We start from the raw sequence: 22501 nt of genomic DNA on the forward strand, positions 1-22501 counted from the left end.
TAACGATGTCCTTTCCTGGCATGCTGAATTTTTGTAACTCAACTGTTAATTGCTACCATAACAGGCAGATACGATAAGCATAATGACCAACGGACACCTCATGAAAGCCTTTTTATCGATTTTGTTTGTCTCACTTAGCCTTCCTCTTGCTGCCAATGTGCAATATCAGATGACGGTCACAGATGCGGCCCATCATCTCGCCCAAGTGACTGTCACTATGGACAAAAGCGCTGGCCCTTTTGAGGTGATGCTACCAGCATGGCGCACTGGCCGTTACCAGATCATCAACCAAGCAGATGGCATTCGCCACCTGACGGCAACCCTTGACGGCCAAGCGGTATCGGTCAGCAAAGTGGATAAAAGCACTTGGCAGGTGCCCGCGTCACCGGCGGGTTTACTGAAGGTAAGCTATCAAATTTATGCCGACCGGCTGGGGGAGCGTCTTTATCATATTGACGACAGTCATGCCTTTATCGATGCCAGTGGCGCATTTGTTTATAACCCGTCACTGCGCCAGCAACCGGTTAGCGTGGTACTCAATGTGCCAGACAACTGGCAGTCGGTTTCTGGCATGCAGCGAACCGGTGAACACTGTTTCAGTGCCCCCAATTATGACGTGTTGATTGATTCACCCATCGAAACCGGTGTGCATCAGCGCTATCAGTTTATGGCCGATGGCAAAAGCTACGAGCTGGTGATTTGGGGAGCGGGCAATTACCACGGCCAAAAGATGGCTGATGATTTAAAAAAGGTAGTGGTTGCCAGCCAGGCAATATGGAAAGGCTATCCCTTTGACCACTACGTTTTTATGGTACATGCCACCAGTGGTGAGCGCGGGGCCACCGAGCATCTTAATTCCACCATTATTCAAACCGGCCGCTATAATTTTGCCCCCCATGAAAATTACCTGAAATTTTTAGGTACTGCCGCCCACGAGTTTGTCCATACCTGGAATGTAAAAGCCTATCGTGGCCAAGGCTTAGTGCCTTATGACTACCAGCATGAAAACTACACCCGGCTTTTGTGGCTGGCGGAAGGGTCCACCAGTTATTTTCAAAACCAGCTGTTGTTGCGCTCAGGGCTAATGACCGCCGATGAATACTTCTCCATTCTCGGTAAATCCATCACCGCGTTTAAGCATAATCCTGGGCGTTTCCAGCAGTCGGTTTCACAAGCCTCTTTTGACAACTGGATAGCGCAGCGCGGTAATTACGGCCATAACTTCAGCGTCAATATTTATAGCGAAGGGGCCATGGTGTCTTGGTTGCTGGATGCCGATTTGCTGAAAACCACTCAAAACCGGGTGAGCTATCGTAATTTGCATCAGCGTTTGTATGCGAAGCATCGTTTGCCTGGCACTTTTGATGACCAAACCTTACTGACTGAACTTAAAGCGATTTCGGGAAAAGACTACAGCGCTTTTTGGGCGCATAACGTGAAAGCGCCGCTGGGCGATATCGACTTTGCCTCGCTGTTAGCGCAGTTTGGCCTGAAATTAACCAACCAAGACAAGGGTGTAGTAACAGGGCTGGATGTCAGTAAAGACGGTACTGTTAGTACCGTTGATGCAGGCTCGCCGGCTTGGCAAGCTGGGCTGACTAACGGTGATGTGTTGGTGGCCTTGGATGGGCTGCGCTTGTTGCCTGCAAGCCTTGATAAGCGCCTTAAGGCCTATAAGGCTGGCGATAAAATCGAGCTGACCTTTTTTAGGCGTGACCAATTACAAAATCGCAGTTTGGTGTTGCAACAACAACCGGCTAAATACCAGGTTGAAGCGGTTGCAAATCCAAGCCGAGCCCAAAAGGCAGCTTTTAAAGCCTGGCTGGGTATCGAGTTTCCTAAACCCAAAAAAGCCTAGTGAAAAGCCCGCTAAGCGGGCTTTTTTATTGGCGTGGCAAGCGAGGGTTGGCCATTGTTACCTGCTCACTTGCCCGCCACGGGTTAATGTCCAGGCCGCCGCGGCGAGTATAGCGGGCGGATACCAGCAAAAACTGCGGCTGTAGCCGCCGCATCAGGTCGGTGTAGATGCGCTCAACGCATTGCTCATGAAATTCATTGTGCTGGCGAAAACTGATGATGTAGCGCAGCAACTTTTCTCGGTCGATTTGTGGGCCGCGGTACTCCACTAGCAGCGAGCCCCAGTCAGGCTGCGAGGTGATAAGGCAATTGGATTTTAACAAATGGCTGACCAGGCTTTCCTCAACGACGTTGCTGCCAGCCAAGCCATCCAGTAACGCCGGGTTGAAGTCGTAGTTATCTATTTCAATGTCCAAGTCATCAATGCATTCGCCACTGAGGTTGGCAAGTGGCATTGCGTCAATGTCGTCAGGGCGGTATAGCGTCGCTGTTGCCACACCTTTGGCTGTTGCACCAAGATCTCTTTCCAAGGTGGCCTTTACCGCATTGGTGTCAGTAAAGCGGGTTTGGTTAAAGCTATTGAGATAAAGCTTAAAGGACTTTGACTCAACTAAATTGGGGCTGGTGGCCGGGAAACGAAATTGCGCCAAGGCAACGACGGGTTTGCCTTTACTGTTAAGCCAAGACAGCTCATAGCCATTCCATATGTCTTCGCCAACAAAGGGCAAAGTATCGCCAAGTGCCAAGGTGTCCCGGTTGAGACTGCGAGGTACCGCACACAGCAGCGATGCATCGTAGCTGTCTTGGTAGCGGCTGGTTTTACCTAGCGGCAGGTCGGCAAGCGCTTTGGCACCGTCGTAAAGAGAGTTCTTTGGCATTCGTTAAGGCCTTGGCTAAACTGGCGGACTATTGTACTCAACAAGCATGACCGATGGACAGTCTCAACGCCCTTGAACGCCTTTTCGCCCGCCTGCCTGAAGATCACAGCTGTTGGCGCTATCAGCCAGACCCTAAATGGCCATCACCTTGTGAAGGTGACGGGCGCTGGCATCCGGTAAAACGCCAGCCGGGTGCGGATTTTGCCAATGTGGAAGCGGCATTAGGCATGGCCCTGCACCCCAGCATTAAAGCCTTTTATGGCCATTATTTTATGGAATACCTGAAGGTATGGCATCCGCGTGGCGAGGTGCAGCTATTAGGGGCCTGGAATGAAGAAGACTTTGACCGCTTACAGCAAAACCTGATTGGCCATGTGCTGATGAAGCGTCGATTAAAGCAACCCATAACGCTGTTTTTTGCTTGCACCGATGATGAGAATTTCATGCTGAGCATCGATAACGACAGTGGTGAAGTGGTGCTTGAGCCGGTAGGGCAGCCAGCCCAAGAGGTGCTGGCCAAGGATTTAGCCAGCTTTTTAGACAGCCTTACTGAAAATCCCAACTGAGATTGGACACTAACCGGCAGTTATCACATTTGAAGTCGATAATGCCGTGCAGCGCTTCGGTCAATCGCCAAGGTTGGCCGCAGCTGGGGCAAAGCCGGTTTTGTTCTGCCTCCAAGCTTTCCCCCCCCACCCGATACAAGTAGTAGTAGGTTGGTATCTTGGTTAGATACTCAATACGCTTGGCAAAGTCATGGCCGCGTCTACCCAGCGGGCTTTTCGGGTCGCCCAGCTCAAAGAGAGCTGCTTGTTCAGCACTCACCCCGTTCATTTGCAGTTGGTCGCAAGCCATCCAGTCATCTTGCCAGCGCAATAGCAATTTGTGGTCGCCGTTAGCAATGGCGGGCACCCGGTAAAGTGGGATAGGCGCCAGGCTGTCGCCACTGCGAAGGGGGCTGCAGTTGTGTACAAAGGTGGCATAAAGTAACTGCCAGCTAGGTGCTGGGTTTTCAGCGGTAGTATCAGAGAACAGATCTCGCCCTAATACTTTCACTCGCGGCTGGGTAAGACCGGCGTCAGCCAGCTTGCTAAGGGCATGTTTACCAGCGGGTGACAGGTAGCGTGCATGTAAGCTGTCGGGCTCTGGACAAACCACACGGACATTTAATGCGCCGTCCTTGACCCAGGTCGGTAATTCTCGACCTAACACTTGGCCTTGGTGTCGCCAGGCATCAAACACGCGCATAACGGCGCCTTCTAACGCACTCAGCTGGCTATCTGCAAACAGCTCGAAAGAGACTTCAACTAAATACATGCTTGGGTCTCGTCCAATACAATGCCATGTTTTTTAAGGGCGGCTTTGAAAGGTGCGAGCTGCGCTTCAACATAGTGCTGTAACCAGATTTTTTGAGCCTCAGTAAAAGGTGCGGGCGGTTCAATTACCGGCTCCACAGGCTCACCTTGCAGGGCCTTTATGATGACAGGAAGCGGTAATGGCGATGTCAGTCTGGCTTTTACCAGCGCCAGTGTCGGCTTTCGCCCTTCGGCTTTTAGGGCGTCAATAACCGTTTTTAATTCTGAGGACATATTGGGCTCCCACCGGTAGAAGGAGCCCTATGATCCACAAATTCAGCGCAAACGCACGTTTAACTCGTCGATACTCTCGGCCCAATCTGAATCGGCTTTCAATCCTTCGCGCAAGAAGCTGGCTTGTGCCTGATTCCAAAACGGTGCATCAGCCAAGTTAACTCGAGCATTTAAACCGTTGTGATTGGCGATAAAGGTTTCAATATCACCATGGCCATCGGGCAAACCGAGTTGAGCAAAGAGTTCACCGAGAGAATGAATAGGCTGTTCCATACGCGTTCTCCTATGTCAGGTCACAGCTTTAAGACTACCACTGGCATAAAAAACTGCCTGATCCCGGGATGAACCCAACAAGCCTTGTGCCAATTTAAGCGTGTCTTTGTGCGAGATCTCTTACAGACGTTAGGGTAAAGGCTGCTTCAACGGTCGAGATAAGGCTGAAGTTCATTTTTAAGTTCATTACTAATCAATTGGTTAGTGTTTTTTTAGGGGCTTAACTAGGCATTTGGGTTGCCGCGAACTTAGAGAATGGGGGCTTGCGACGAGGCCTGAGTGACATATTATTTATCACGTCAGCAGGACGCTGGCGGCAGGGATGAAGTAAGGAAATGCTGCAGGATGTAGCAAGCCTCAGGACGAGGATGGCAAGGCAGGATGTCTTGCCAGGTAAGGATAGCCAAATAGGACACCGGCATGAAGCCGTATTAGGGAAGTCCCAAGGATTGGGAGCATCAAGGAATGATGCAAGGAGCATGTAGCGCAAGGAATCGACACCGAGCCGCTCTTGGCCGGGATGGGGAAACCCACCCCGGCCGCCTTGTTTTTGGAACACCAAAAAGTACTTCCGCCTACCTTTAGAGAGATCGCAGCGCTTGTGTGTGCGAGATCTCTTACAATGCATAGCGTGATCAGCGAATTCGATATTTATCTTTTTATGCTTTTTTTCTAAAAAAGTATTTAGAAACATATGGTTGGTTTTGTTGTTTCTACGTTTTTATTATTACTTAAAACTTTTGTTTAGCTCTTTTCCGGTTGTTCTTGTTACGCCAAAAGATAATCTGGATATGTCAGATGGAGCTGACATGGAATGCAGGGATGAGGTTGCCGGAGTGGCAACAGGCCTCAGGAAGAGGTTGGTGGAGTAGGATGCTCGACCAGGTAGGGAAACGAGACAGGACAAAGGCACGGAGCCTAATAACGGAAATCCCAAGGATTGGGAGCATCAAGGAATGATGCAAGGAGCATATAGCGCAAGGAATCGACATCCAAGCCGCTCTCACCGGGAAGGGTTAACACTCTTCCCGGTTTCTTGTTTATAAGGCCAAGCATTTTGTTTCTCCCCCTAAGGTTTGTGAGATATCTCTTACAAGGCTGTAAGTCATTACATGCAAATGGCTAGCGACTTTTACTTTGTTGAATTGTCAAGTTGATGTTTTTAAATGATTTTATCTTTAATTTGTGGATCTCGTTTACGTTTTGTTTAAACTTTGGTGGTTGAGCTAAAACACCAATCCATTAATCTCTTAAGTGTGGCAAGGGAAATCGCCACAAGGATGAAACCAAGGTTGGTGAGGACAAGGACTCAAGCTTTAGGGATGAAGAAGGCGATGCAGGAAGCGAGCCTGGCAGGATGCCGAAAAGGACAGCGGTAGGATACCGAAAGGGAACTGCAAGGAACGCAGGAACGGATTCCAGCAAAACGGATTTTTCTTTTATGATGCGCCGACCAGTGAAAGCTGGCCGGCGCTTCCATTTTTAGGTCGGAAAAATTTCTCGCATCACCGGCCACTGCACATCAATCACCCGGCGCCCATGCATCACAAAGTGCGCCTGGTAGCGCTCTTCTGGTGCCAGGCTAAAGTCCAGCAAATAGTGGTGCAAGAGTTTGCCCTTTTGCCATTGCCTTTTAACCAAGGCGACATCTAGCATCTGTAGCTGCTGGCGTTGGCAGAGCTGCTTTGCACTATTGCGTGCCCATTCTTCCTGCTGGCGCAGTCGCCAAAATAGAAAAATGCCAATGGCAGCCAACAGCAAAAACAGCCATTGCTCATTCAAAAAAGCCTCCCAATGGCTTTGGTCAGTGCATCGGAACGTTCGGGATCTCTGAGCTTAGCCAACAGTTCAGGCCGCAAGCTTGGCAGCATGACCAAGTCGGCAAAAAGAGGTGGAAAATGCCTTCCACCTTCCAGTTGTGCCGCCTTTTCCAGAAAACAATCCAAACGGCTTGGTGTTTCCAGCGACTCCCATAACCTGCCTGCTACCACCATGAGTGCCTGAATGTCAGCCTTTTCAAGCAGCCGGTCTGCGGCGTCATCGCGTAAGTGGCTGCCACCCAAGGCGCGGCCAATGAGCAGAGGACTGTCGTTAAATCTCTGCCATAGCGCATCGGCAAGTGCAGGTTCAATCACATAGTTTTCAAGCTGAATTGCCAAGGCTTCCAGTACCGGTAGCGGTGCTTGAGTAATAAAGGCTGCAAACCAAGTGGTATTTTTGTCACGAGCTACTAAATCGGCTAAGCCTTGTAAACCGATAGCTTGCCAGTCGGCTCGCTGGCCATTGGCAAAGGCGGCTGCATCTTCATAATAAATTGAAGCGGGTTCACCTAAGTACAGCCGTGACTGACTGTGAAAAGCGGCCCGCTTTTCTTCATTAGGAACAAAGGTGTATGGATTGTCAGGCAGGGTGTCTTTACCTTGCTGCATCGCGGTAAGGACCTGCGCCATAAACTGCGCCGCATCGCCTTGGTTAAGTAAGCCTTGCTCGTCTAACCCCAGGCGCACAAACCAAACATAAGGCTGTTGTTGCCAAAAGAGGATACCAAGCCAAGCCTGACGTTGAAGAGGGTAGGGATAGGGGCACTCGCCTTTGGCGCAACGTTCAAAGTCGGCCTGTGGTAGTGGGCGCACTCTTCTGCCCATATCGAATATTTGGTAGCGGGCACCGCTGGCGGCCAGAAAATCGGCAAGATTACTGAGTTCCATGAGCAGCTTCTGTTGCATAAAAAGGGCATTATAGGGAGCTTGGCTTTGCTATCCTAGGCACTCTTTTCAAGGAGTGGTTATGGCGGATAAAAAACAGCAAGCATTGCTGCTGCTTCAAGAGATTGAAATGCAAATGCGTTTACAGCGACTGTGGGCTGACGAGCACCCCGGTGAGGCAGCCTTATCAAGTGCTGAACCCTTCGCTGTTGACACCTTAAGTTTTGAACAATGGGTGCAGTTTATTTACCTGCCCAAGCTCAAAGTATTGATTGAAATTGACCAAGCGCCTGTCAATGTCAGCGTTTGCCCTATGGCGGAAGAATCCTGGCGTGAACACGGTGACCGCTTAAATCCGTTGCTGGATTTGGTCGCTGATCTTGACGAACTACTTAGTGGTAAACGTGTACGCGAATGATGCTGCCCATCTGTTATCAAGACCAACATCTGGTGGTGATAGATAAGCCTGCCGGGCTTATGGTGCATCGCTCAAAAATTGCCAGTGGTGAACGTGTCTTTGCCATGCAGTTATTAAGGGACCAGCTAGGGCAACATGTCTTTCCGGTGCACCGCTTAGACAGGCCCACCTCGGGGTTACTTTTGTTCGCACTGTCGAGTGATGTTGCAAGGTTACTTACCGCACAGTTCACCGAGCGGCAGGTAAAGAAAAGTTACCTAAGCATTGTGCGTGGCTGGGTTCAAGAAGGGGCTTTGCTGGACTACCCGCTAGTAGAAGAACATGACCCTATCATGGGCCAGCCCCGTAAAGATAAAAGCGCGCAAGAAGCGGTAACGGCTTATGCGCCCTTGGTACACGGTGAATTGCCCTTTGCGGTGGGGCGCTATAATTCAGCGCGTTACAGCTTAATGAGCTGCTCACCTAAAACCGGGCGACGCCATCAATTGCGGCGACACTTTGACCACTTGCGTCATCCTATTATCAATGACACCACCCATGGTGACGGCAAACATAACCGCTTTTTTAGAGAGCAAATGGCCTTTAGTGAACTTGGCTTGCGGGCCTGGCGGTTGTCGTTCACTCACCCCGTTACCGGCTTGGCGTTGGATATTAAAGCCCAACTGCCGGTAAGCTGGCTGTCGTTATTTGAAAAGTTTGGCTGGGACAGCAATGCCGTGATGGCAAAAGCGGATGCCTGGCACCAACAGGAAGCATAAATGGCCTCAATCCATATGGTATGTGGCACCGTTTATGGTGCTGCGGAACAATTAGCGCAAACCCTTGCAAAAAAACTTCAAGCCGCCGGCCATCAGGCCCGGTTAATTGATCCACCTACCGTTGCCGAAGTGGTGCGTGACCGCCCAGACGCACTGTTGGTAGTTACCTCTACCACCGGCCAGGGGGATATTCCCGACAACTTGGTTCCTTTTTTTACAGAACTAAATGACCAGTTTCCCATGTTAAACGGCTTACCTTTTGGGGTGGTCACGTTAGGCGACTCCAGCTACGGCGACACCTACTGCGGCGCCGGTGTGCAGTTTGAAGCGCTGCTTGAGGAGCTTGGTGGCAAGGCGTTATTGCCAATGCTAAAAATTGACGCCTGTGAAACCCTAGAGCCTGAGGAAGACGCTCTGCCGTGGCTCGATAAATGGAGCCAAGCCCTTTAAGTGAGCAAACTCCTTTTCGCCAGGGCCCAACGCTTGGGCCAAGCCTTAATGCTGCCGGTTGCGATTTTACCGGCGGCAGGTTTGGTGCTGGGCTTGGGGGCAGCGGCGCCTAGCTGGCTGTCGCCGTCTATAGCGGCGTGGTTTTATCAAACCGGTGATGCCGTTTTTGCGCATCTCGGGTTGTTATTTGCGGTTGGCGTGGCAACAGGCCTTAGCCGCAATGATGGCAGCGCCGCGCTGGCGGCGGTGATTGCCTATCTCATTACTAACGCCGGGCTCAATGCTTTTACCGGTGGCCCGGTGGACACCGGGGCGGCGGGTGGCGTGGTCGTTGGGTTAATGGTGGCTTATGTGGCTTCTTTTAGCCGTCACTGGCAGCCGCCTGCAGCGCTAGCCTTTTTCTCTGGTCCCCGGCTGTTAGCGGCGCTGGTGGTTTTCCCGGCATTAATGTTGTCGGCAAGTCTTGCCACCATTTGGCCGACCTTGTCGCAATGGATAGCGCACTTTTCCCATTGGGTATCCGATGGCGACCCGGTTGCGGCCTGGGGCCTTTATGGCGTTGTTGATCGTTTTCTTTCGCCGCTTGGGCTTCAGCATATTTGGAATGTGCCTTTCTTTACCGAATCGGGCGGTGTCTGTGTGTGGGACGGCAAAGTGGTGCCCGTTGATAAGGCCAGCTGCTATGGCAGTTGGATCCGTGGTGAAATTCGGCGGTTTCTGGCCGGCGATCCAACGGCTGGCCACTTAGCGGGCGGTTATCTCACCAAACTGGTGGGCCTGCCTGCAGCTGCCTTGGCCATTTGGTTAAGGGCACGCCCGGCAGAAAGGGCTAAAGTGGGCGGCATTATGTTGTCGGCGGCTCTGGCCTCGGCAATAACCGGGGTCACTGAACCATTAGAATTCTCGTTTTTGTTTGTGGCGCCATCGCTTTATGTGTTTCATGCACTGATGAATGGCTTGGCCTTTGTGGTGTGTATTCTGTTAGGCGTTCACCATGGCATGGGGTATTCGCAAGGGCTTATTGATTTTGTTGCCTATTGGCCTCTTGCCAATCACTTAGGGCCGCTTTTTTGGTTAGCGCCACTGTGGGCTTTTATTTATTTTTCAGTGTTCTATGTGTCTATCGGTGCGTTTAAATTACCCACGCCAGGGCGCGCTGATAGTGCCGAAAAAGAACCTGAAGCAGAACAAGTGCCGAAAACCATTCAAGTGGTGGCAGACGCGCTGCTGGCAGCCCTTGGCGGCCGTGACAATCTGCGTCAGGTGGATGCCTGTATTACCCGCCTGCGTTTACAAGTGGCAGACCCTGACATGGTTGATAAAAAGGCTTGTCGCCGCTTGGGGGCAAGTGGGGTACTGGTGATAGGGCAGGGGGTACAATTGGTGTTTGGGGTGAGAGCTGCCAATCTGCGAGACGCTTTAAACCGGTTACTGACCTAAAAAAGCCGCCCGAAGGCGGCTTTTTTATCAGTTGTGCGAGTGCAGCTCGGCGTTAAGCTCAATGGCCGATTTATTGGTTTTTACCTCAATGCGGCCGCTTTCGGAATTGCGGCGGAATAACAGATCAGGCTTACCTGCCAGTTCACCGGCCTTAACCGTTTCTACCGCCTTGCCGTTTTCATCCAGCACCACCACTTTTGAGCCGCCGGTAACATAAAGACCGGCTTCAATGGTGCAGCGGTCGCCAAGTGGCAGACCAAGGCCGGCATTAGCACCGATAAGGCAGCCTTCGCCGACAGAAATTACCACGTTGTTCCCACCTGAAAGGGTGCCCATGGTGGAGCAACCGCCGCCTAAGTCGGAACCGTTACCCACCACAACACCGGCAGAAATGCGGCCTTCCACCATGCTGGTGCCCAAGGTGCCGGCATTAAAGTTAACGAAGCCTTCGTGCATGATGGTAGTGCCTTCGGCCAAATGCGCGCCCAAGCGCACCCGGGATGCGTCGCCAATGCGAATGCCGGCAGGCACAACGTAATTGCTCATTTTCGGGAATTTATCCACCGATTGCACATCCAGCACCCGGCCTTCAGCGCGGGCTTTTAGCTGGCGCATTGGCAACTCGGCCAAGGCGATAGCGCCTTCGTTAGTCCAGGCCACATTTGGCAGCAGCCCAAACATGCCGCTTAGGTTGATGCCATGGGGTTTGACCAAGCGGTGCGACAACATTTGTAGCTTAAGGTAAACCTCAGGAGTGGAAGCCGGCGCCGCATCGGTCTCTAAAAGGGTTAATACCAGCGGCTCTGTGGTGCCTGTTAACGCCTCACAAATGGCCTGCTGCTCACTAATATTATTTTTGGCAAAGGCGTCGCTAACGGCTGCTAATTGTGCGCTATCTAAGGCAATTGCCTGGTTGCCGCCGCTGTAGCCTGTGGCGGCTTTCAGGGCGTCAACCAAGGCTGCAGACGGTGCCAGCAGCGGCTTACTGTAAAATACTTCCAGCCAATCGCCAGCCGCGCTTTGGGTACCAATGCCCAGGCCCAAACTAAAGTGGTTACCACTCATGAAACCGATCTCCTGTGAGTCGTAGTAATAATGGCGGCGCACAGGCGCTCAACCGCAATAAAATCGTTACCAGGGCTTATCGCCCTGGATAGGGGAGCAAGGCACCATGCCAGTATTGCCATGGCCTCGCAAGGGTTAGTCCAGCCCTTCTACCAGAGCGGTTCTTAAATGTTGCTGCTCGTCGGCAGTTAAGGCGTCGCCATCGGCGGTAATTAAGATAAAAAAGTCTTCTGCCCGTTCACCAATGGTGGTGATTTTTGCCGCCTTCAATGACACCCCGCAGCTGGCAAAAATGCGGCCTACTTGTGCCAGTAAGCCGGGGCGGTCCAGTGCCACAAATTCCACCAGGGTTTGTTTGCGGCTAGAGGGCAAAAAGGTGACATCGGTGCGCACGTTAAAGGGCTTTAACTGCCTTGGCAGCGGCCGCCTAATAGCCTCGGGTAGTTGGCTTTGCAGCAGCGCTTTTTCAATGGCGCGGCGGGTACCTTGCACCCGTGAAGGGCTTTCCACCGGGTTACCGTCTCGCTCTACAATCACCATTGAATCTAAGGCCCAGCCGTCTTTGCTGGTCATGATTTGCGCGTCAAAAATTGACAAGTTTTTACCGTCAAGAACGCTGGCAATAGTGGTAAACAAGAACGAGCGGTCGCGGGTATAAACAAAAAGCTCGGTGCCGCCCCGGGTGGTGTGTTTTGACAGCTTGACCAAGGGGCCGTCTTTTTGCTGGTGCTTAAGAATGGCTTCGGCGTGCCAGGCAATTTGCTCTGGGGTGTGGCGTAAAAAATAGTCGGCGCGAAAGGTTTTCCAAATCGCTTTCAGCTGGTTTGGGGTAATGGTTCTTTTGGCCAATAGCCTTGCCGCTTGGTCCTTGGCTTCGCGAATGGCCGGGCGTACGTCGATAGGCTTTTCCAGGCCCCGGCGCAGCGCCTTTTGTGCTGCGAAATAAAGTTCGCGCAGTAAAGAGCCTTTCCAGTCGTTCCACAGTTTGTCGTTGGTGGCACGAATGTCGGCCACCGTTAGGCAATACAGATAATTGAGGTGCGTTTCATCCCGTACTAAACCGGCAAATTGGCGAATAACTTCGGGGTCGGAAATATCCCGGCGCTGGGCGGTGACCGACATCACCAAGTGATGCTCTACCAGCCAGGCAATAAGCCGGGTTTCGGTATCTGACAAGCCATGTAGTTGGCCAAAGGCCAAGGCATCGGCAGCGCCAAGCTCTGAATGATCGCCGCCGCGGCCTTTGGCAATGTCGTGAAAAAGCGCGGCTAAATACAGCAGCTCTGGTTTTCGCATCTGGTTAACCAGCAGGCTTGCCAGTGGAAATTCCTTGGCGCGGTCGGTTTGCGAAAAACGGTAAGTGTTGCGCACCACCCGGTAGGTGTGTTCGTCAACGGTAAAGGCATGGAACAGGTCAAACTGCATCTGGCCAACAATGTGGTTCCAGGCGGGCAGGTAGGCAGCCATGATGCCGTGGCGATGCATCAGCTTAAACGGTAACCCCATGCCGCGTGGATGGCGGACCAGAGCAATAAAGCGCTCCCGGCACAGATGGTCATCGCTTAACGGCGCTTTAAGCTCCCGGCGCACTTTTCTAAGGGCGCGCAGCGTGCCGGACGCAATACCGGTAAGGTTAGAGTCGCGGGCCAGGTGTAAGAACAGATCCAACAGATAATGTGGGTGCTCATCCATATGCTCGGGGGCGGAACAGACCAAGAGGCTACCACGGGCTTCAAACAACGAGTCGAGCTGGCGGCTGGGCGGCTGTGGTTCAGGGCTTAGCTCTTCGGCCAGCACTTCGAGCAAAATCGAGTTGAGTTCGGTAACTCGGGTTAGGGTTTGATAAACCTGCTGCATCATCGCTTCAATAGCTTGGCGATTGTTGCCTTCAAAGCCCAGGCAGCGTGCTACTTCCGGTTGCAAGTCAAAGAGTAAGCGGTCTTCACTGCGCCCTGCCGCAAGGTGCAGAGCAAAGCGCACACGCCATAACAGGTCGCGACAGGCTATAAGCTCGTCTAACTCGTCTTGCTCCAGCCAACCGTGTTCTGCCAGGGTGGACAAATCTTGGCGGCTTAAGTGCCTTAGCAGCACCCAAACCACCGTTTGAATATCACGCAGGCCGCCAGGGTTGCCTTTCAGGTTGGGCTCTAAATTGTAGGCCGTAGAGTCATAGCGGCCATGGCGCAGCCGCTGCTCTTCAACCTTGGCTTTAAAAAACTCGGCCACCGGCCAGCAATGAGCCGGTGACATGCCGCGCTTTAAGGCATCAAACAGCGACTGCGAGCCACACAACAGCCTGGCTTCAAGCAAATTGGTGGCAATGGTGATGTCGTCGCGGGCCTTTTCCAGGCAATCTTCTAGCGTGCGCGCCGCGTGGCCAACCTCCAAGCGCGCATCCCAAAGTTCGGTAATAAATTGGCTAATGGCTTCCTTTTCAGAACTGCTGAGCTCCTTTTCAGACAAAATCAGCAAATCCACGTCGGAATAAGGGTGCAGTTCACCGCGGCCATAGCCACCAACGGCAATGAGCGCTAAGCGGTTGCTATCGAGCCCCAAGGCTTGCCAGCGTTCGACCAAGAGCCGGTCCATCACGGCCGCTCTTTCGTGAATAAGGGTGATGATGTCAGCATCCGGGCTTAACCGGGCTTTTAAGCTTTCCAGGTGGGCTTTTAGGCGTTCACGTAAGGCCAGTGCGGCATTCATCTCTTGCATCCGTCGATAAAAAAGCCCCTAAACGGGGCTTGTTGGCATCAGTGCTCGATAATCCTTGGCAGGTCGGTCTCTTCTTCCCTAAGGGTGAGAACTTCAACGCCATTATCGGTTACCAGCAGTGTGTGCTCCCATTGCGCTGACAGGCTACGGTCTCGGGTGACCACTGTCCACTCATCTTTAAGCACTTTGCAGTCATATTTACCCACGTTAACCATGGGCTCAATGGTTAAACACATACCGGCCTTAAGCTCAAGGCCGGTGCCAGGTTCACCGTAGTGCAGCACTTGCGGTTCTTCATGGAATTCACTGCCGATGCCGTGGCCACAATAATCACGTACAACTGAGTAATTATGTGATTCCACATATTTTTGAATGGCGGCACCAATATCGCCAAGGGTTACCCCAGGTTTCACCATTTTGATGCCTACCAGCATTGATTCACGGGCAACCTGGCTAACGCGCTCGCCTTGAATGGTGGGTTTACCTACCAAGAACATCTTAGAGGTATCGCCATGGTAGCCGTCTTTGATAACCGTGATATCGATGTTGAGGATGTCGCCGTTTTTCAGCTTTTTGTCCTCAGAGGGAATGCCGTGACAGACCACATGGTTAACCGAAGTACAAATCGACTTGGGGAAACCGTGGTAGTTGAGCGGCGCCGGAATGGCTTTTTGCACATTGACGATATGCTCATAGGCGATACGGTCCAATTCCTCGGTGCTCACGCCGGGCTTGACGTGTGGTGCCAGGATGTCCAGTACCTCGGCAGCCAGCTTGCCGGCCACACGCATCTTCGCTATTTCATCAGCGGTTTTGATTTTGACACTCATTCAACTACTCTTTTGGCGCAAAAAACACGCACTGTATTGGTTTCAGTCAGAGCTTTATGGTATAAAGCGCGCCGGCAATTTACAAACATTGCCATTAACCCTAAACCACACACGTATCGACACATGTGCCGGGGTGCCCGCAAGGGTCGGATGCATGGGATACGTGGAGGCCTAACCCCAATTTTGGAGACAAACAATGTCCAAAGTTTCAATGCGCGACATGCTGCAAGCTGGTGTTCACTTCGGTCACCAAACCCGTTTCTGGAACCCGAAAATGAAACCTTTCATCTTCGGCGCCCGTAACAAGGTTCACATCATTAACCTCGAGCAAACTCTGCCGATGTTCAATGACGCCCTGAACTACCTGTCTTCCGTTGCCGGTAAGAAAGGTAAAATCCTGTTTGTAGGTACCAAGCGCGCTGCCGGTGAAGCAGTAAAAGAAGCCGCTAAAAGCTGTGGTCAGTTCTACGTGAACCACCGCTGGTTGGGCGGCATGCTGACTAACTGGAAAACTGTTCGTCAATCCATCAAGCGTCTGAAAGACCTGGAAACTCAGTCTCAAGACGGCACCTTCGAAAAGCTGACCAAGAAAGAAGCGCTGGATCTTACCCGCGAAATGGAAAAGCTTGAGAAGTCTCTGGGCGGTATCAAAGACATGGGCGGCCTGCCTGACGTTCTGTTTGTGATCGACGCTGACCACGAACATATCGCTATCAAAGAAGCCAACAACCTGGGTATTCCTGTTGTATCCATCGTTGATACCAACTCCAACCCTGACGGTGTTGACTATGTCGTTCCGGGTAACGATGACGCTATCCGCGCTATCCAACTCTACGTTGGTGCCGTGGCCGCCACTGTGAACGACGCTAAAGGCGCCGCTCCGGTAGCTGAAAGCGAGTTCGTTGAGGCTGCCGAGTAAGGCATCGCCTCGCCCTTGATTAACCATCGAGGATGGATTGGTTAACAGGGGCCCACAAGGCCCCTGTTTTTTGGCAAGTAAAACCGAGGAATTTCACATGGCAATTACTGCTGCCCTGGTAAAAGAACTCCGTGACCGCACCGCTGCGGGCATGATGGATTGTAAAAAAGCCCTGACCGAAACCAACGGCGATATCGAAGCTGCCATCGAACTGATGCGCAAAAACGGCCAAGCCAAAGCGGCTAAGAAAGCCGGTCGTATCGCTGCTGAAGGTACTATTGTTATCGCTCACGAAGGTAACAAAGCGGCCATTCTGGAAGTGAACTGCGAAACCGACTTCGTGGCTAAAGACGCTTCCTTCCTGGCGCTGGCTGACGCTGCTGCGCAAGCGGCTCTGGCCAACGGTATCACTGATATCGAAGCTCTGGGCGCTGCCGAAGTAAACGGTGAAACCTTAGATACCACCCGTACTAGCCTTATCGCCAAAATCGGTGAAAACATGAGCTTCCGCCGTGTAACCATCGTTGAAGGTGATAACCTGGGCGTATACAAACACGGTAGCCGTATCGGTGTTGTGGTTAGCCTGGTTGGTGGTGACGAAGAGCTGGCTAAAGACGTGGCTATGCACGTAGCAGCTTCTAAACCTGAGTTCACCAAGCCTGAAGATGTATCTGCTGAAGTCGTTGCTAAAGAGCGCGAAATTCAAGTAGACATCGCCATTCAATCTGGTAAGCCTAAAGAAATTGCTGAAAAAATGGTTGAAGGCCGTATGAAGAAATTCACCGGCGAAATTTCTTTGACTGGTCAGCCTTTCGTTAAAGATCCTGCGCAAAGCGTTGGCCAACTGCTTAAAGCTGCTGGCGCCGACGTAACCGGCTTCGTACGTTTCGAAGTGGGTGAAGGTATCGAAAAAGAAGTGGTCGACTTCGCTACCGAAGTTGCCCAGCAGGCTGCCGCTGCAGCCAAGCAGTAAAGTAAAGAGGCCGGCTTGCCGGCCTCCTTTTTATCCGGGCCGTGGCAACCGCCGCGGTCGATTTGTGTCTGCAAGGTGAGAAAGGATCATGAGCACCAGTTCCAAGCCCCAATATCGTCGCATTTTGCTGAAACTGTCCGGTGAAGCCCTGATGGGCAATGAAGGTTTCGGTATCGATCCCAAGGTCCTGGACCGTATGGCTACCGAAATCAAAGAGCTGATTGAACTGGGTGTTCAAGTTGGCCTGGTGATCGGTGGTGGTAACCTGTTCCGTGGTGAAGGCCTGGCCAAAGCCGGCATGAACCGCGTTGTCGGTGACCATATGGGGATGCTGGCTACCGTGATGAACGGCCTGGCCATGCGTGATGCCCTGCACCGTGCTTATGTGAACGCCAAGCTGATGAGCGCCATTGACCTTAAAGGGGTCTGCGAAAGCTACAATTGGGCTGATGCCATTGGTATGCTTCGTGATGGCAAAGTGGTCATTTTCTCTGCTGGCACCGGTAATCCCTTCTTTACCACTGATTCTGCCGCTTGCTTGCGCGGCATCGAAATCGAAGCCGACTGCGTGCTTAAAGCCACCAAAGTGGATGGTGTTTACTCTGCCGATCCGGTGAAAAACCCTGATGCGGTGAAATATGATAAATTGACTTATGCGCAAGTGCTGGACCAAGAGCTGAAAGTCATGGACTTGGCTGCCTTTACCTTGGCCAGGGACCACAACATGCCCATTCGCGTATTCAATATGAACAAACCTGGGGCCCTCAAAGCGGTGGCCATGGGCGAGCCAGAAGGCACCTTAATTAGCCACCAGGCCTGATAAGAAGAGGACGTCAATCCGTGATCAACGAGATCAAAGCCGACGCTAAAGAGCGTATGGAAAAAACCGTGGAAGCCACCAGGAGCCAGATGGCCAAAGTACGCACTGGCCGGGCACACCCCAGTCTTCTCGATTCAATTCGTGTTGACTACTACGGTAGCGCTACGCCGCTTAAGCAGGTGGCTAACATCACTGCTGAAGACGCCCGTACCCTGGCCGTAACGGTGTTCGATAAGTCGATGATCCAAGCCATTGAAAAAGCGATCATGACCTCGGATCTGGGCCTTAACCCGGCATCTGCGGGTACCACTATCCGTATTCCGCTGCCGCCGCTGACCGAAGAGCGCCGTAAAGATCTGGTGAAACTGGTTCGCGCCGAAGCCGAAAATGGCCGCGTTGCAATCCGCAATGTGCGCCGTGATGCCAACAGCGACATTAAAGCGCTGCTCAAGGATAAAGAAATTTCTGAGGACGACGACCGTCGTGCCCAAGATGAAATTCAGAAATTGACCGACGTTTTTGTTAAACAAGTTGACGACGTTCTGGCCGCTAAAGAAGCCGAGTTAATGGAATTCTAAGGTCCGATCGGGTAAGGTTTGGACGCCGCATGGCATGGCTATGCGGCGTTTGTTTATTTTAGAACCAAGGTAACCCGTCAATGACGAATAGTCCCGCCTTTGAAGCCACATTGGGGAAAGCTTTTCCCAGACACATTGCCATTATCATGGATGGCAATGGGCGCTGGGCCGAGAGCCGTGGCAAGGCACGTATTATGGGGCATAAACAGGGTGTTGAAGCGGTACGGGAAACCGTGCGCTGTGCCAATAAGCTGGGCATGACTTCATTGACTCTGTTTGCTTTTTCATCGGAAAACTGGCGCCGCCCAGAAGAGGAAGTGAGCTTTCTGATGGAATTGTTTCTGCTGGTGTTAGGCAGAGAAGTCAAAAAACTCCATAAGAACAATATTAAGCTGAACATCATCGGCGATTGCAGTGCCTTTTCTGAGCGACTGATTAAAAAGATTAACGAAGCCCAGGCGCTAACGGCCAATAATACTGGTCTCATTCTGAATGTGGCAGCTAACTATGGCGGCTGCTGGGATATTACTCAGGCAGCTCAACATCTGGCCGAACAGGTTAGCCAAGGTAAGTTGCAAAGCAGTGACATCACCGAAGCCATGTTTGCCCAGCAACTGATGTTAGCCGAGCAACCCGCCGTTGATTTAATGATCCGTACCGGCGGTGACCACCGCATTTCCAATTTCTTGCTGTGGCAGTTGGCCTACGCCGAACTGTATTTTACCGATACCTTGTGGCCTGATTTTGGCGAACAAGCACTGACGGATGCGGTCGCTGCATTTTTAAGCCGGGAGCGCCGCTTTGGTTGTACCGGTGCCCAGGTCAGAGCCTGGATGAATGATTCAAAACAAGGATAACCATTTTGCTTAAGCAAAGGATCTTGACTGCCTTATTGTTGTTGCCGGTCGCGTTACTGGTCATTTTTTGGTTGCCGATTAATGCCTTTGGCTGGGTAGCCGCCGTATTGGTGGCTTTGGGAGCCTGGGAATGGGCGGGACTAGCGCAATTAGAAGGGCGCATTTATCAAGTGCTGTTAGCGGTACTGGCCTTTGCTTTGCTGGCGTTAGTGCAATTGGTGGTGCCGGTCTCTAATTTATGGGAGCAAGGTCAACCGGCTGGATTTTATAGCTTGATGGTGTTGCTGGCTGGCTTTTGGTGGGCTGTGGCGGCGGTACTCGTTACCCAATATCCAGAACCTAAGCGTTTTTGGCAGCACAACCGGCGCTGGCGTATTCTTTTTGGCGCTTTAACCTTGTTGCCTACCTGGACCGGACTAATGGTGCTCAGGTCGTGGCATCACGACACTGACCCGATGCTGGGCGCTTGGGCCATTTTGTTTGTCTTGTTGTTGGTTTGGGCGGCAGATACCGGCGCCTATTTTGCTGGCCGCAGCTTTGGCAAACGCAAATTATCCCCGAAAGTCAGCCCCAATAAATCCATTGAAGGCGCCATTGGTGGTTTGGTGTTGGCGATGGTGATTTGTGGGCTGTGTATTTATTTTCGCCCGGCCGGTATTTCGCCAACCTCAATGGTGGTGGCAAGCCTGTTAACGGTGATGGCATCGATTTTGGGCGACTTGGCCGAGTCGATGTTCAAACGTGAAGCCGGCATCAAAGATTCTGGCACTATTTTGCCTGGCCATGGTGGCATCCTTGACCGAATCGACTCTATTACCGCGGCAGTGCCAGTATTTGTGCTGGTGATGCTGGCGATGGGGGTTTGATGCAAGGCATCGTTGTACTGGGCGCCACCGGTTCAATTGGCGACTCCACCTTGGATGTGGTGGCGCGCCACCCGGATAAATATCGTATCGTTGCGCTTTCTGCCCACACCAATGCCAAAAAATTGCTAGCGCTGTGCTTGAAATTTAAGCCGCTGCAAGCAGTGTTGGTGGACGACAGTCAAGCCGCCTGGCTTCAGGGCGAGCTAAAAAAGGCCGGTTCAACCACGGAGCTTTTAACCGGCAGTGCCGCTCTTTGCGATATTGCCGCGCACCCTGAAGCGCGGCAGGTGATGGCTGCTATTGTTGGCGCCGCTGGTCTGCTCCCCACGTTAGCGGCGGTAAAAGCCGCTAAGCGGGTACTGCTGGCCAATAAAGAAGCCTTGGTGATGTCAGGTCAGCTTTTTATGGCGGCGGTTAAAGAGCATGGCGCTGAATTGTTACCTATCGATTCCGAGCACAACGCCATTTTTCAGTCTCTGCCATATGCCTGTCAGCAAGGCGCAGCTTATGGGCAGCACGGTGTTACTCAAATTCTACTGACCGGTTCTGGTGGGCCATTTAGGACGCGGGATTTAACCACCTTTGACAGCATTACCCCTGCGCAGGCCGTCGCTCACCCCAATTGGTCTATGGGGCAAAAAATCTCGGTAGATTCGGCCACCATGATGAACAAAGGGTTGGAGTTCATTGAAGCGCGTTGGCTGTTTGACTGCCGCGGCGATGATATTCAGGTGGTTTTGCATCCGCAAAGTATCATTCATTCCATGGTGCGTTACGCCGATGGCTCGGTGCTAGCGCAGATGGGCAACCCTGATATGCGCACCCCCATTGCCCATGCCATGGCGTACCCAGAGCGCATTGCCGCTGGGGTTGAACCTTTAGATTTCTTCGCGTTAAGCCAATTTAGCTTTGAAAAGGCCGATGCGGCGCGTTACCCCTGCCTTTATCTCGCAATGGACGCTTGCCGGGCAGGCCAAGGTGCCACCACCGTACTTAACGCCGCCAATGAAGTGGCCGTGGATGCCTTCTTAAAAGGTGCGCTTTCTTTTAACGGTATCGCAAAAATGGTGGAGAAAACGCTGAATCGCTTTGCAAGCGAGACAGCGAGCGACTTAGCCGCTATCCTGGCTCTGGATAATGAAAGTCGCCAATACCTGAGAACGCTCCTGCCATGTTGACCCTGCTGTGGAATCTCTTTTTCTTCATCCTTGCCCTTGGCATCTTAGTGACCATTCATGAGTTTGGTCATTTTTGGGTGGCAAGACGTTGCGGCGTGAAAGTAGAACGTTTTTCCATTGGCTTTGGCCCTGCGCTTTGGAAGCGGGTTGCCAAAGACGGTGTGGAATATGTGGTTGCCGGTATTCCGCTCGGTGGTTACGTCAAAATGCTCGACGAGCGGGTAGCTGAAGTGCCAGAAGCCGAGCGGCATATGGCCTTTAATAACAAGTCATTGAAAGCGCGTACCGCCATTGTTTCAGCGGGGCCCATTGCCAATATCCTTTTTGCCATTGTGGTGTACTGGCTGATGTGGATGGTGGGGGTGCCGGCAGTCAAGCCGGTTGTCGGTGGCACTGCCGCCGGTTCTATCGCGGCTCAAGCACATTTACCCAAAGGCGCACAAATTACCGCTGTTGATGGGCAATCTACCCGCAGCTGGGAAGATGTGAATTTGGCGCTGGTCGGCCATATTGGCGACAAAGAAATTCCGCTGACATTCTTGGATGATAAGGGCATTAGCCGGCATTTGGTGCTGGATACGCGCTATTGGCAGTTTAATCCAGACAAAGAAAGTAGCCTTGCCAGCTTGGGGATCAAGCCCTTTAGCCCCAAGTTTGATGTGGTGGTGGCCAAGGTTGTTGCCGGCGGCGCTGCAGACAAGGCCGGGTTAAAGCCTGGTGACAAAATTTTAGCCTTACATGGCACCGGCAAGGTCGATTGGGACGGCTTTGCCAAGGCGGTGAAAAATGGCGCTAACAAACCATTAGCGTTCGATATTGAACGCGGCGGTGAACGAATGACATTAACCGTGGTCCCAGATGAGCGAGACGGACAAGGTTATGTCGGACTCTACCCTCAGGCGCCTAAGTGGCCTGAGCATATTTTGACCGAGATACGCTTTGGGCCAGTGGATGCCCTGGTCGAAGGGGTAAAACGTACTTGGCAGATGGTCAGCTTAACGGTGACCACGCTGGTAAAACTGGTGACAGGTGAGTTGGCATTGGACAATCTGTCCGGGCCTATCTCAATTGCCCAGGGTGCAGGGGCGTCAGCCGGTATCGGCTTCGCCTATTTTCTTGGTTTTTTAGGGCTTATCAGTGTTAATCTGGGCATCATTAACTTGCTGCCTTTGCCTGTTCTCGATGGGGGACATTTAATGTTCTTCGTCTGTGAAGCAGTGCGTAAAAAGCCTCTGTCGGAGCGAGCCCAGGAAGTGGGCTATCGGATAGGTGCGGCTTTATTACTGATGCTGATGGGCATTGCCATATTCAACGACCTCGCAAGGTTATAGCGGG

At 52.2% G+C, this 22501-nt stretch carries 23 protein-coding genes; 14 read left to right on the forward strand and 9 right to left on the reverse strand.

Annotation, left to right across the window (positions count from 1 at the left end; all coding sequences use genetic code 11):
- The first annotated feature begins 100 nt into the window (after positions 1-100).
- A complete protein-coding gene (locus tag DW350_RS05635) occupies positions 101-1858 on the forward strand; it encodes a M61 family metallopeptidase (RefSeq protein WP_115717939.1) in 1758 nt (585 codons plus the stop codon).
- Between the two features lie 25 nt (positions 1859-1883).
- Here DW350_RS05635 and queF read toward each other — a convergent pair whose 3' ends face one another.
- On the reverse strand, positions 1884-2735 hold the full coding sequence (gene queF / locus DW350_RS05640) for an NADPH-dependent 7-cyano-7-deazaguanine reductase QueF (RefSeq protein ID WP_115717940.1): 852 nt from the start codon (positions 2733-2735) through the stop codon (positions 1884-1886).
- A 53-nt stretch (positions 2736-2788) separates the two neighbouring features.
- Here queF and syd point away from each other — a divergent pair, with 53 nt between their 5' ends.
- Complete coding sequence (gene syd / locus DW350_RS05645; protein ID WP_115717941.1) at positions 2789-3301, forward strand: SecY-interacting protein; 513 nt, start codon at positions 2789-2791, stop codon at positions 3299-3301.
- Here syd and DW350_RS05650 read toward each other — a convergent pair.
- The 5 genes from DW350_RS05650 to DW350_RS05670 all read right to left on the reverse strand — a co-directional run bounded on the left by DW350_RS05650 (position 3282) and on the right by DW350_RS05670 (position 7305).
- The gene (locus tag DW350_RS05650; protein ID WP_115717942.1) at positions 3282-4052 is read right to left on the reverse strand and encodes a Zn-ribbon-containing protein; all 771 of its coding nucleotides are present in this window, start codon (positions 4050-4052) and stop codon (positions 3282-3284) included. The two genes, syd and DW350_RS05650, sit on opposite strands and share 20 nt — an antisense overlap.
- Positions 4043-4324 carry a hypothetical protein gene (locus DW350_RS05655; RefSeq protein WP_115717943.1) on the reverse strand — a complete coding sequence of 94 codons (282 nt, stop codon included), beginning with the start codon at positions 4322-4324 and terminating at the stop codon, positions 4043-4045. Before DW350_RS05655 ends, DW350_RS05650 begins: the two co-directional genes overlap by 10 nt.
- Before the next feature lie 42 nt (positions 4325-4366).
- Entirely contained in the window at positions 4367-4597 is a 231-nt protein-coding gene (locus DW350_RS05660; RefSeq protein WP_115717944.1) for a DUF2789 domain-containing protein, read from the reverse strand.
- A gap of 1482 nt (positions 4598-6079) precedes the next feature.
- Positions 6080-6379, reverse strand: coding sequence for a DUF3301 domain-containing protein (locus DW350_RS05665; protein ID WP_115717945.1), 300 nt, complete (start codon positions 6377-6379; stop codon positions 6080-6082).
- Positions 6376-7305, reverse strand: coding sequence for a DUF3549 family protein (locus DW350_RS05670; RefSeq protein ID WP_192954821.1), 930 nt, complete (start codon positions 7303-7305; stop codon positions 6376-6378). The genes DW350_RS05665 and DW350_RS05670 overlap by 4 nt, the downstream gene beginning before the upstream one ends.
- Positions 7306-7384: 79 nt before the next feature.
- Here DW350_RS05670 and DW350_RS05675 point away from each other — a divergent pair, with 79 nt between their 5' ends.
- From DW350_RS05675 to DW350_RS05690, 4 genes are read left to right on the forward strand one after another with little or no spacing between them, the layout of a single operon-like run.
- Positions 7385-7720, forward strand: a complete 336-nt coding sequence (locus DW350_RS05675; protein WP_115717947.1) for a YqcC family protein — start codon at positions 7385-7387, stop codon at positions 7718-7720.
- On the forward strand, positions 7717-8478 hold the full coding sequence (gene truC / locus DW350_RS05680) for a tRNA pseudouridine(65) synthase TruC (protein WP_115717948.1): 762 nt from the start codon (positions 7717-7719) through the stop codon (positions 8476-8478). Before DW350_RS05675 ends, truC begins: the two co-directional genes overlap by 4 nt.
- Positions 8479-8928: a flavodoxin gene (locus tag DW350_RS05685; RefSeq protein WP_115717949.1), complete on the forward strand. Its 450-nt coding sequence runs from the start codon at positions 8479-8481 to the stop codon at positions 8926-8928.
- On the forward strand, positions 8929-10368 hold the full coding sequence (locus tag DW350_RS05690) for a PTS transporter subunit EIIC (protein WP_226911399.1): 1440 nt from the start codon (positions 8929-8931) through the stop codon (positions 10366-10368).
- 27 nt (positions 10369-10395) lie between these two features.
- Here the strand turns inward: DW350_RS05690 and dapD are convergent, their stop codons facing one another.
- The 3 genes from dapD to map form a co-directional block, all read right to left on the reverse strand.
- A complete protein-coding gene (gene dapD / locus DW350_RS05695; RefSeq protein ID WP_115717950.1) occupies positions 10396-11433 on the reverse strand; it encodes a 2,3,4,5-tetrahydropyridine-2,6-dicarboxylate N-succinyltransferase in 1038 nt (345 codons plus the stop codon).
- A gap of 135 nt (positions 11434-11568) precedes the next feature.
- The gene (gene glnD, locus DW350_RS05700) at positions 11569-14136 is read right to left on the reverse strand and encodes a [protein-PII] uridylyltransferase (RefSeq protein WP_115717951.1); all 2568 of its coding nucleotides are present in this window, start codon (positions 14134-14136) and stop codon (positions 11569-11571) included.
- A 47-nt stretch (positions 14137-14183) separates the two neighbouring features.
- Positions 14184-14975, reverse strand: coding sequence for a type I methionyl aminopeptidase (map, locus tag DW350_RS05705; RefSeq protein ID WP_115717952.1), 792 nt, complete (start codon positions 14973-14975; stop codon positions 14184-14186).
- A 196-nt stretch (positions 14976-15171) separates the two neighbouring features.
- On the opposite strand from map, the gene rpsB reads away from it, so the two are divergent.
- The 8 genes from rpsB (at position 15172) to rseP (ending at position 22497) form a co-directional block, all read left to right on the forward strand.
- Positions 15172-15894 (forward strand): 30S ribosomal protein S2, encoded by a 723-nt coding sequence (gene rpsB / locus DW350_RS05710; protein WP_115717953.1) that lies wholly within the window; start codon positions 15172-15174, stop codon positions 15892-15894.
- Positions 15895-15991: 97 nt separating this feature from the next.
- Complete coding sequence (tsf, locus tag DW350_RS05715; protein WP_115717954.1) at positions 15992-16867, forward strand: translation elongation factor Ts; 876 nt, start codon at positions 15992-15994, stop codon at positions 16865-16867.
- A gap of 88 nt (positions 16868-16955) precedes the next feature.
- Positions 16956-17687 (forward strand): UMP kinase, encoded by a 732-nt coding sequence (pyrH, locus tag DW350_RS05720; RefSeq protein ID WP_115717955.1) that lies wholly within the window; start codon positions 16956-16958, stop codon positions 17685-17687.
- Between the two features lie 20 nt (positions 17688-17707).
- Positions 17708-18265 carry a ribosome recycling factor gene (gene frr / locus DW350_RS05725; protein ID WP_115717956.1) on the forward strand — a complete coding sequence of 186 codons (558 nt, stop codon included), beginning with the start codon at positions 17708-17710 and terminating at the stop codon, positions 18263-18265.
- An 80-nt stretch (positions 18266-18345) separates the two neighbouring features.
- Positions 18346-19122: an undecaprenyl pyrophosphate synthase gene (uppS, locus tag DW350_RS05730; protein WP_115717957.1), complete on the forward strand. Its 777-nt coding sequence runs from the start codon at positions 18346-18348 to the stop codon at positions 19120-19122.
- 23 nt (positions 19123-19145) lie between these two features.
- Positions 19146-19988, forward strand: a complete 843-nt coding sequence (locus DW350_RS05735; RefSeq protein WP_226911400.1) for a phosphatidate cytidylyltransferase — start codon at positions 19146-19148, stop codon at positions 19986-19988.
- Positions 19988-21166, forward strand: a complete 1179-nt coding sequence (gene ispC / locus DW350_RS05740; RefSeq protein ID WP_115717959.1) for a 1-deoxy-D-xylulose-5-phosphate reductoisomerase — start codon at positions 19988-19990, stop codon at positions 21164-21166. The genes DW350_RS05735 and ispC overlap by 1 nt, the downstream gene beginning before the upstream one ends.
- Complete coding sequence (rseP, locus tag DW350_RS05745; RefSeq protein WP_115717960.1) at positions 21160-22497, forward strand: sigma E protease regulator RseP; 1338 nt, start codon at positions 21160-21162, stop codon at positions 22495-22497. Before ispC ends, rseP begins: the two co-directional genes overlap by 7 nt.
- Positions 22498-22501 lie beyond the last annotated feature (4 nt).

This window comes from Gallaecimonas mangrovi (genome assembly GCF_003367375.1).
GTDB lineage: Bacteria > Pseudomonadota > Gammaproteobacteria > Enterobacterales > Gallaecimonadaceae > Gallaecimonas > Gallaecimonas mangrovi.